General features: G+C 68.6%; 11 protein-coding genes. All 11 read left to right on the top strand.

Annotated elements, in window-relative coordinates:
• Window positions 1-325 precede the first annotated feature (325 nt).
• Window positions 326-547: a ribbon-helix-helix protein, CopG family gene (locus ASG32_RS33565; protein ID WP_107352007.1), complete on the top strand. Its 222-nt coding sequence runs from the start codon at window positions 326-328 to the stop codon at window positions 545-547.
• A 118-nt stretch (window positions 548-665) separates the two neighbouring features.
• Entirely contained in the window at window positions 666-1166 is a 501-nt protein-coding gene (locus ASG32_RS28055; protein ID WP_056532833.1) for a hypothetical protein, read from the top strand.
• A 199-nt stretch (window positions 1167-1365) separates the two neighbouring features.
• Window positions 1366-2007, top strand: coding sequence for a hypothetical protein (locus tag ASG32_RS34215; protein ID WP_157862092.1), 642 nt, complete (start codon window positions 1366-1368; stop codon window positions 2005-2007).
• The gene (locus ASG32_RS28045; protein WP_056532827.1) at window positions 1986-3032 is read left to right on the top strand and encodes a hypothetical protein; all 1047 of its coding nucleotides are present in this window, start codon (window positions 1986-1988) and stop codon (window positions 3030-3032) included. The genes ASG32_RS34215 and ASG32_RS28045 overlap by 22 nt, the downstream gene beginning before the upstream one ends.
• Window positions 3029-3304: a hypothetical protein gene (locus tag ASG32_RS28040; protein WP_056532824.1), complete on the top strand. Its 276-nt coding sequence runs from the start codon at window positions 3029-3031 to the stop codon at window positions 3302-3304. Before ASG32_RS28045 ends, ASG32_RS28040 begins: the two co-directional genes overlap by 4 nt.
• Before the next feature lie 62 nt (window positions 3305-3366).
• Window positions 3367-4149 carry a hypothetical protein gene (locus ASG32_RS28035; protein ID WP_157862091.1) on the top strand — a complete coding sequence of 261 codons (783 nt, stop codon included), beginning with the start codon at window positions 3367-3369 and terminating at the stop codon, window positions 4147-4149.
• A gap of 29 nt (window positions 4150-4178) precedes the next feature.
• Window positions 4179-4361, top strand: a complete 183-nt coding sequence (locus ASG32_RS28030; RefSeq protein WP_056532818.1) for a hypothetical protein — start codon at window positions 4179-4181, stop codon at window positions 4359-4361.
• 1 nt (window position 4362) lies between these two features.
• Window positions 4363-4776, top strand: a complete 414-nt coding sequence (locus ASG32_RS28025) for a hypothetical protein (RefSeq protein WP_244492260.1) — start codon at window positions 4363-4365, stop codon at window positions 4774-4776.
• 12 nt (window positions 4777-4788) lie between these two features.
• Window positions 4789-8223: a phage tail tape measure protein gene (locus ASG32_RS35715; protein ID WP_056532813.1), complete on the top strand. Its 3435-nt coding sequence runs from the start codon at window positions 4789-4791 to the stop codon at window positions 8221-8223.
• A gap of 143 nt (window positions 8224-8366) precedes the next feature.
• Window positions 8367-8939 carry a MucR family transcriptional regulator gene (locus ASG32_RS28015; protein ID WP_056532810.1) on the top strand — a complete coding sequence of 191 codons (573 nt, stop codon included), beginning with the start codon at window positions 8367-8369 and terminating at the stop codon, window positions 8937-8939.
• A 477-nt stretch (window positions 8940-9416) separates the two neighbouring features.
• Complete coding sequence (locus ASG32_RS28010) at window positions 9417-9671, top strand: hypothetical protein (RefSeq protein ID WP_056532807.1); 255 nt, start codon at window positions 9417-9419, stop codon at window positions 9669-9671.
• Window positions 9672-9739: the final 68 nt, after the last annotated feature.

Genomic DNA, 9739 nt, shown 5'->3' with positions numbered 1-9739 from the left:
CGACGACATCCTCCGGCTTGTGCCGCTTCGTTCCCATCTGTCCGTCCTCGTCCTGGCCCGAAAGCCATACCTCAGGGCGGACCACTTCACTGGGGGCGGATCAACTGCGCGGTGCAGCTGTCAGGTCCGCACCGAAAACCCGGCTCCTGTGGTGCGACATATTGGCATAAGTATTTCGGTTTGAATATAACAAAGTATCACAAACCATAACTATGCCTCGCGAGGAACCGAAGTGTGAAATTTAGATAGCTCCGAGAGCATCTTGCCGCGCCGCATCATGTAATCCATCGTTCTAGCTACGCAGTGATTGAGGCGTAGCCACATCATGACAAATCCTCTCCGGCGAGACGCCCTGCTTCGGCTGAAGGTCGAGACCGATCTCGCCCGAGCGGTGGAGGCCGCAGCTCGCCAGCGCGGCCAGACCATGAGCGAGTTCACGCGCCAGAGCCTGCGGGCCCATCTCGCCCGCTACGGTGTTCGGCTCAGCCCAGATGACGGCCCGCGCACCCCGGCGCTCGATGCCCCTAACCAGCGGCAGGCCGCCTGAACCCAGATCGCCGAGCGACCTCCTGCGCTCGGCGAGGCACCTGCGGCTCTCTGGGTTGTCGAGGACCAGGAAGTCGCGGGTGCCGCCCCCTCTAGCCTAGTAGCAGGATGCGTCGCCGATGCGTGGGTATGTCGAAGCCGACCTCATCCAAGCCCGGAAGCCGATCACGGACCAAGCCGGCCGGGATCTGGCCTTCTGCACCCTCGGCCACCTTGAGGCGGAGCAGCGCGAAACCGCGACTTCAGAGCGGGCCGAGACCATCCGCGCGATCCAGGCCAACATCGCCGCGTTCGACGGTGTCGAGCCAGAGGCCGAGGACGCCCCGACGGATCCCGCGCCGCAACCGACGGCCAGTAACCCGACACCCGCACCGGTACCGCTGGCGCCGCCCACGCCCGCCCCAGCCGCCACCGCCCCCCATGCGCTCGGCGCGGCCAGCATGCGCCGGACCTTGGCCCGCGTCGGCATCACGCCCGTAGGTGGGCAGCAGGGGACGGCGATCACCTCGCAGGCAGCCGGTCGTGCCTATGCCGGCCAGAGCTCCCAGAAACCCGTTGATTTGGTCGCCGACATGAGGCGCCGCCACGGCATCACCACGAACACGGGCGGCAGGTCATGACCGCGCTCGCCCACTACCCCAGGGACGGCGACCGGTCGGCTGAAGATAGCTCCGGGAATGCCGAGGCCCTGCCACCCTCCCAATCCGTGACATTTGAGCAACAGTCGAGGGACCCTGCCGGTTCGTCGGGGACACGGGCCTCAGAGGCGCGGCCCCTTCCTAGCGCCAGGGTCCGAAAGTCACTTAACACCGCCCAGCCTTGGGGGTCGCCATGACCATCATTACCAAGGCTGCACTTGCGGCCGAGCTGTCGATTTCTCGGCCGCGCGTCTCGCAATACGTGAAGCGGGGCCTGCCTGTACGGGCGGACGGCCGACTTAACCGCGCCGACGCCCTTAACTGGCTTAAGTCGAACGCTCTCGGACTTAACAGCTTCGAGGACCGCGGAGTTAACCGGGCCGGTCGTCTCGCCAAAGGCGCAAAGGCTAAGCCGGAGCGCCGGCCGGAGCGCAAGCCGCAGCCGGAGCCGACCGCCAGCGATCTCGACCTTCGGGACGTGCTGGTGGCCATGCTCGATCGCGTCGAGGCCGTGGTCGCCTTCGCCGTCCTGGCGGCGGAGGGCCCGCCGGAGACCGCCTACGCCGCCGCCGGCATCACCCGGGCCGAGATGTTCGAAGCCGCCAGTGATCTCGCCCTGACGCTGGGCGCACCGGACGAGCATGCTGGCCCCCTGGGGGCGCCGCCCGCCACCGCCTACCCGCCGGACTGGGCGGCCCTCGCCGACCTCGCCGGCCACCCGGTCGATCTGGATGCCTGGCGGGAGGCCGAACGCCGGCTGCCCTATTGGGCCGATGCCGATCCGGTCGACGCACCTCACCCGTGGAAATCAACGTCGCCCTGACGTCGCCCGAAGCCCATTACCCGAAAGGCACGCCCGTGAAGACACCCGCCCAGAAGACCGCCAAGTCCGCCACCGACCTCGTGGCACTCGCCCGTACCGGCACCGACCTCGACGCCCTGGACGCCGGGCTCGCCGAGGCCCGCGGCCAGATCGAGGTCGCCACCCGAGACCGGGACGCCGCCGAGGCCAGCTACCGGGAGCAGATCCTCGACGCCTCGCCCGCCGAGCTGGAGCAGATCCAGGCGGCCAAGGCCCGGGCCGTCGTCGAGCTCGACCGTGCCGAAGCCCTCGTGGCGGCGCTCACCCGCCGCATCACCAGCGTCCGAGACGATCGGGAGCGGGACGCGCGCCGGGCCCAGCACGCCGACGCCGTGGCGAAGTGCGACGCCATCCGCCAGCGCCTCCCGGCCGAGTACCGCCGCCACGCCCTGGCGCTGCGAGGCCTGCTCCGGGACCTCGCCGAGGCGGAGGTGGCCCGCGAGCAGGCTGAGCCCCTGCAAGCTGACTTCGGCCCCATTCCGCCGGTCGAAAACGAGCTTCGCGGTCTCCGGACCATCCCCGAGCAGATCATCGAGCGGACCGAGGTCGATCTGTGGGTGATCGACGGCCGCGCCGAACCGATGTCCGCGGACAAGCAGAACGATGTTCAGGCGAAGCCGGGCAGCAACAAGGGGATGTACTACTCGAAGAACGCCGGCAGTCATGTCGGCACCGGCCACCCGATACACTGCACGCGGCGCCGCTTCACGCGCATCCGCTACCACGAGGCGGTCCGGGAGCCCTGGAATAGCGGCTCGCTGCTCAGACTGGTCAATCTGCCGGCCTTCTATGCGTTCGGCGACGACTTCGTGACGAGCGAGCAGGTCCGCAGCGCCGCCACCGCCTTCGACCATCTCAGCCGCGAGCTCGTCGAGCGCCCGGAGGATCAGCGCCCGGTCCAGGAGCGGTTCGAGCTGGTCACCGCTCCGCTCGGCGACGGTCGCAGCGGCTCCCGCGTCTCACCCCCGCTGCGGAGCGTGGCGTGACCCTGGCCGAGCTCCACGACCTCGACGCCTCCGACCGCGCGGAGGCCTATCGCCTCCGCCGGGACACCCGGATCGACGCGATCCTGGGCGCTCCGGAAGCCGAGGCGGAGGAGCGCCGGCTGGTCGCCTTCGCCCTGGCCCTGCGCCTCGACCTCACGCCCGACGCCGCGGTGCTGCTGCTCCGCCAGGCGCCCGAGCTGCGCACGGTCGACGCCGTGTCCTCCTGGGTCGGAGCGATCCCGGTCCAGCCTCATCCGGAGACGCGCCACTGAGCGGCGTCCGCATCCTCGTAACGCACCGCGCCGCTACCGGCGGCCCTTCTGGAGGCACTACGATGAACATCTCAACACTACGCCGTGCACCGCGCCCAGCCGAACCCTTGACGGAGCAGACCCGGCCCAGCGCCGACCTCCGTGCCGATCTCGCGCATCTCGACACGGATCGTGGTGCCGCAGCCGACCGCCTCGCCGAACTGGAGGCAGGCCGCAACGCAGTGCTGCTCACAGACGACGACGCCAAGGCTGAGGCCCATGACGCCGAGATGCAGCGCGTCCGCCGCGCGATCGAACGCGCCGATCTGAAGCGGCCCGGCATCGTGGCTGCGATCGAGGCCGCGGTGGCGCGTGAAGAGGCCGATGCCTACGCTCGACGGCAGGCCGAAGCCAGCGCTGCGGTCGAGGCCGTGATCGCCCGCCTCGCGAAGGAGTACGAAGCTCCGGCCAAGATTATTGCCGCCTTCCTGGCGGACTGGCAGCGCGCGGCCGAACTCGCCGAAGCCGCCAAGGTCCCCGGTCCGGACGCCCTGGTGCGCGAGCGCCCGCCGCAGATGATCGCCCCCGCCGGTGAGGACGTGTTCCTCGTCTACATCGACGAACAGGGCCGGGACACCGACCAGCCCTATCCGCCGGGCGCCTATACGCCGGGCATGCCCACGCGCCGGCAGCAGCGCCGCACCCGTGAGCGTCCGGCTCGGTACGACACGGGCATCTATCTCGGCGCCCTCGCGGGCCGCGCGAACCTCCCGGCGGCTCGAGTCGGGGAGGCTGCGCCGTGGGAAGGTGCCGACCTCGCGCTGAAGAGCGACCTGCCGCAGCCGCACACTCGTCGCTTCCTCTGAGCGCCATCGCTCATCACCGGAGATCCGCCATGCGCTATCGCACCACCAAGACGCTCCACGTGCAGACCGCGATCTACGCCGCGGGCGAGATGTTCGACCCGGTGAAGCACGACCTGCCGCAGGCTGAAATCGACTGGCTGCTGAAGCAGGAGGCGATCGAGGTTCTGAAGAATCCGCCGGCACCGCAGGTGCAGAATAGCCGGGGCCGGTGAGATGAGCGAGCAGTCCGCCGAACCCTATAAGGCTGCGGAGGCACAGTCTCCCGAGACCTGGGACCACCTCGCCGTGGTCGTGCTCGCCGGCGACCAGGCCGTGTTCTCGATCGACGGGGCCGGCAACGTCCAGGTGCCCGCCACCTACGCCCTGCGGTCCGAGGTCGGCGTGGCCTTGGCCCGCGCGGCCGCCGTGCTCGCGGCCCAGCCCGAGCCGAATTCGTCGCAGCAGATCCTGAGCACGGTGTTCCGGCAGCTCGGAGAGATCGACACCGATGCGGCGCGTGAGGCCCTCACCAACCTCGAGGCCGCCGTGAACGGCCAGACGGCAGCACTAGCAGCCGCGACCGTCGCCATGGAGGCCGCCACCGCCGAGATCGGCGCCTCGATCCCGACCGCCCCCGGATCGCACTGAGGAGCACTCGCCATGGCGTCCAAAGTCGTCGAAGCCAAGCTCCTCATCACCGCGGAATCGCGGGTCGAGGCCGAGATGGCCAAGGTCGCCAAGGCGATCCAGCAAGGCCTCGACGTCACGAAGTACACCGCCGAGGCCGCCAAGCTGAGCAAGGCCTGGGAGCAGCAGGCCAGGGCAGCAAAGGCTGCCGCGGCCGTGATGGATGCCCGCAAGCCACTCGAGGCGACGGTGCAGGGGATGCAGCGGGTCGGCGCGCAGGCGACGCGGCTTGCTCGCGAGTACGATGTGGCGAAGAAGGCGGCGGCCGAGTACGGCAAGGCCCAGACGTTCATCAAAGGTAGCGAGCAGGCGGAGCAGGCCGCGCGGCTGGCCGCCGAGGTCCGGCGCCTGGGCGATGCGCATCGGGCGGCCGTCAACGACAGCAAGGCCCTGACGGCAGCCTTCAGCGCCGAGACGGCGGCGCTCAGGGCGGCCGAGAGCGCGGCCTCCCGGTACGGCGTCGACCTGTCCCGGGTCGAGCAGCAGCAGCGCACCCTGGCGCGGAGCACCGATCAGGCCGCCGCCGCCTTCCGCCGACAGGTCGCCGCCGAGGAAGCCGGCGCGCGGGCCGCTACGGCCCGGGCCCAGCGCCGGCAGGCCCAGGATGTCGCCGCCGGCGTCGTTGCCACGGCGACGGGCGCCGGCCTGCGCGGCGCCTACGTTCGGTCGCGCGATGGCTGGATCGAGATGGACGAGGCGAGCCGTAGACAGAGGGCCGTCCTCGGGATCGACCAAGCGAAGCAGAGCACCCTGAACACCCAGGCGCTGAAGATCGGCCAGGACACGCGCTTCAGCAACCCGGACGTGGTGAAGGCACAGACCCGCATCGGCTCGAGCCTGCCCGACCACCTGAAGGATCCGAAGGTCCTCGTCGCGATCACCGAGAACGCGAAGGACTACGCGCTGGCCATGGGAACGACCATGGACGAAGCCTCCTCCGCCGTGCTCGGCCGGATGCTCGGCCTGCGCATGAACATGTCCAACCCGGAGGCGGCGGCGGCGTCGGCCAAGCACGCCACCAACCGCCTGGTCCAGTTCGCCAAGAGCTCCGGCGCCGACCACAACGACCTGATGGGCTACACGAAGTTCGGCGCGGCGCCGAGTTCGGTGGGCGGCTTCTCGGAGGAGTTCACGGACGCGATGGCCGCCCAGCTGCGGCGCATCGGCTACGAAGGCTCCATGGCGGGCAACTTCGTCCGGGCGGCGGCGACCAAGCTCGCGGTGCCGACCTCGAAGGGGCTCGGTGTGCTGGCGGGGTCGGGCCTGAACCACTCCGACTACGTCGCCCCCGGGAAGGCGCTCTCGGCGGACAACCTCGGATCGGCGCTGCGGCTGAAGTTCGGCAAAGGCCTGAACGACAGCCAGCGCTCCCGCATCCGCGAGCTGATGGAAGACGAGGACATCGTCGGCAACCGGGAGGAGTTCGTCCCGAAGGTCTCCGCGATCATCCAGGAGACCCTGGCGAGACGGACGAAGAAGGGCGCGGTCAACGCTCAGGATGCCGAGCGGATCGCGAAATCGGTCAACGAGTACCTGTCGGCCTCTGCGGGCGCCGTCGACATCGAGCGCCTGATGCGGGACGTAATCGCCAAGGGCATCACGCCCGCCATGGCGAAGTACCTCTTCGGGCAGGAGCACGGCGGTCGAGCACAGGCGCTCGATCTGAAGACGCTCAACAAGGACGTCGAGACCTTCCGCAACACGCCGCAGGACCGGGCGCAGAAGATCGGCGAGGACATCAACGCCGGGACCTACGGCGCCTACCAGCGCATGATCGGCTCGGTCGAGACGTTCTGGATGAAGCTGGGCCAGGTCAACGACGGCCCGCTGACCATGTTCTACGACAAGGTCGGCAACGCGGTCGACGCCGTCACGAACCTGCCTCCCAACGTCATCCAGGCGGGCACCGCCATAGGCGGGCTGGCCGGCGCCGCGATCGCCGCCCGTGGCGCGTTCGGCATGTTCCGTGTCGGGCGCGATCTCCTCGGCTTCGGGGGCGGCGCCGCGGCCCTGAACGGCTCGGCGGTGGCGCTCAACGCTGCCGCAGCCGCCTTGACCGAGGCTGCGGTGCTGCAGGGCGCCAAGACCGCGGCCGGCGCCTTACCCGACGCGGCGAAGAAGGGCGGCAAGCTGGCTGGGCTTGCGAAGGGGGCGCTGGGCATCACGGTGATCGGCGGCTTGGCCGAGCTGGCCCAGCACTACGACACCCTGAAGATGCCCGAGTTCACCAAAGACGGGATCGGCCGCGGGCTCCTCGGTGCCTTGGACCCGAACCTGCCCGACATGGTGCTGGGCAAGAAGGCCGACGAGGTCGGGAAGGATGCCGGGACCAAGGTCGGCAAGGGCATCGCGGAGGGCGTGAAGGAGAAGGCCCCCGAGGTCGAGGCCGAGGGCAAGACCCTGTTCCAGCGCCTGAACGAGCAGTTCCGTCAGGGCATCTTCGTACCGATCCACTTCATGCCGGGCGAGGGCATGGGCGGCGGTGCCGGCGGAGGCAGCGGGCTGGTCCAAAAGGCCAGCTTCGGCGGCGGTGGCGCAGGCGGTGTCCTGGACAGCGTGATCCGCAAGGCCAACATGGACGGAGGCTCGAGCGGGCTCGGCGGCGGTGGTGTCGGCGGCGGCCGCGGGATCTCCGCCCGCGATATGCGCAACATCGATCCCGAGTTCGCAGCGCACATTCGGGCCTCGGCCCTGTCGCAGGGCATCGACCCGGACATCGCGCTCCGGATCGCGAACAGCGAGGGCCTGCGCGGTTCGAATCCGAATCGCCTCACGCCGGGCGACTACGAGAACGGCAAGCCGACCAGCTTCGGCCCGTTCCAGCTGCACTACGGACGTTCGGGCGGCCTGGGGAACCGCTACACGGCGGAAACTGGGCACCACGCGGGCGACCCGCGGTACTGGAAGGAGCAGATCGACTTCGCGCTCCGGACCGCCCGGAAAGAGGGTTGGGGCGCGTGGTACGGTCGGCGTGGCGCCGGCATCGGCCTGCGGGACGGCATCGGGACGGTCAAGCCGGTTCCGATGGCGAGGGACGGCGAGCCCAAGCTTGTGAAGGGGCTCGACGGCAAGGAAGGGCTCGACCTCGGCAACAGCACGATGAAGATGCCGGACGGGTCGATCCGTTCGATCACCCGCAGCGGCCTGGAGATCCCGGACGCGCCGGCGGGCGGAATCGGCGGCGGTGGCGGCCGAGGAATGTCCGAGCTCCGCGAGCATGTGGCCGAACTGGGCCGCCACATCGAGCGCTTCGGCCAGTCCGGCTTCCACGGCCAGATCGAGGTGACGGGGCTGCGTCGAGCCGGTCTGCGAGCCACCTCTTTAAAGGTGAAAGGTCGTCACGGGCTCTCGGCCGACATGGGCATTTCTGAGCCGGACGTGGAACAGGATGCCGGCGACTGGACCTGAGGGCGCGTGGCTGGCGATACAAATCAGAAGCATTCCACCGAAGAGGTCGATATCCGAAGCATTCTTTGCGAAAACTGCAAATAGCTCTTGACTAACTCTCGCGCTGGTATCGTTCGTTGCGGTTGCATATCGAGGAGATGCAAATGGACGAGAGCACACTGAACCCTGCGTCGGAACAGACCAGCTTCATCGAGCTCACCACCGAAATCGTGGCGGCATACGTGTCGAAGAACTCGGTTCGGCCGGCCGACCTTCCGGCTCTTCTGGCCGAGGTTCATGCGGCTCTGTCCGGACTCAGCGGCACCTCTGCTTCGGCCGAGACTGCGGTGGAGAAGGCGACCCCCTCGCAGATCCGGAAATCCATCACCCCGGACGCGCTGATCAGCTTCCTCGACGGAAAGCCTTACAAAACGCTCAAGCGCCACATCACCGGCGCTGGCTTGACGTTTCAGGAGTACCGGGAGCGCTTCGGGCTGCCTCACGACTACCCGTCCACGGCGGCCAACTACTCGGCCATGCGCGCCGAGTTCGCTCGCAACGCAGGACTCGGGACACAGCGCCGGAACGCGGCCCCGAAGGCTGCTGCCGCCGACGAGACGGTTGCGGAGGCGTCCAAGGCCCGGGGCCGGAAGAAGGTGGCCGAGCCTGCGGCCGCGCCGGCCGAGAAGCCTGTCCGCGCTCGCAAGCCGAAGAAGGCAGCTGCCGCAGCGGAGTGAGGCAGTTCGGCCTGGGGGTTGTTCATTCACCCTTTGGCCGCCACCATCTCCTCGGGCGTCCGTCTCAACAGCTGACGCCAAGCCAGGGGTGCCACGTTGACACTACGGCCTCTGGTGAGAAGCCCGCCCGGTTCGCCGGCGCGGGCTTTTTCGCTCCAAGGCTCTCCCTTGTACGGCAGAGGTTGCCGTATTCGTTGGCCATCGTGCGTTCGAGCAATATTAACCTAGCATCGCAGTGTGCGGGATCAATCGCTCTCAGCCCGCTTTGAACCTCCGAGGTCAAAGCTCGGAGTTTCCGATGACTGTGATTGAGGCTCTCGCCTTCTCGCTCCTCGCCGCCGGTTTGATCCGGGCTTCCATAGCGTTCAGCCGCTGAGCAGCCGTTGGAGGTTTGGGCAACGATCGACCACCGTTGTGAACCGCTCCGGGCACGTCGGGTTAGCGCCGTAGGGGGGCTGTCCTTCTGTGGAGACGTGGGTGCCGCGCTTTTTCTTCGACATTCACGACGGTCGCCTTCAGCGCGATGACGAAGGGACCGAGTGTGCCGATTTCGCGGCCGCGCGCCGGGAAGCGATGATCGCGCTCCCCGACATAGCGCGCTGGGAAATCCCAACCGACGGCGACAAGCAAACCTACACCGTGATCGTCCGCGATGAGGCGGGAGTTCCTGTCTATACGGCGGCCCTGACGTACACCGGCCTAATACCAACTCTCACTGATCAGAACCCATGAGCCCAGGCCCGCAGGCCGATGGACATGATGCGCCAGGGCTGATCGATGAGCTTGTTCCAGGCGTCGCA

The organism is Methylobacterium sp. Leaf361 (assembly GCF_001424445.1).
GTDB lineage: Bacteria > Pseudomonadota > Alphaproteobacteria > Rhizobiales > Beijerinckiaceae > Methylobacterium.
Note: the sequence above shows the minus strand (reverse complement) of the source record. Positions and strands in the feature narration are given on the sequence as shown.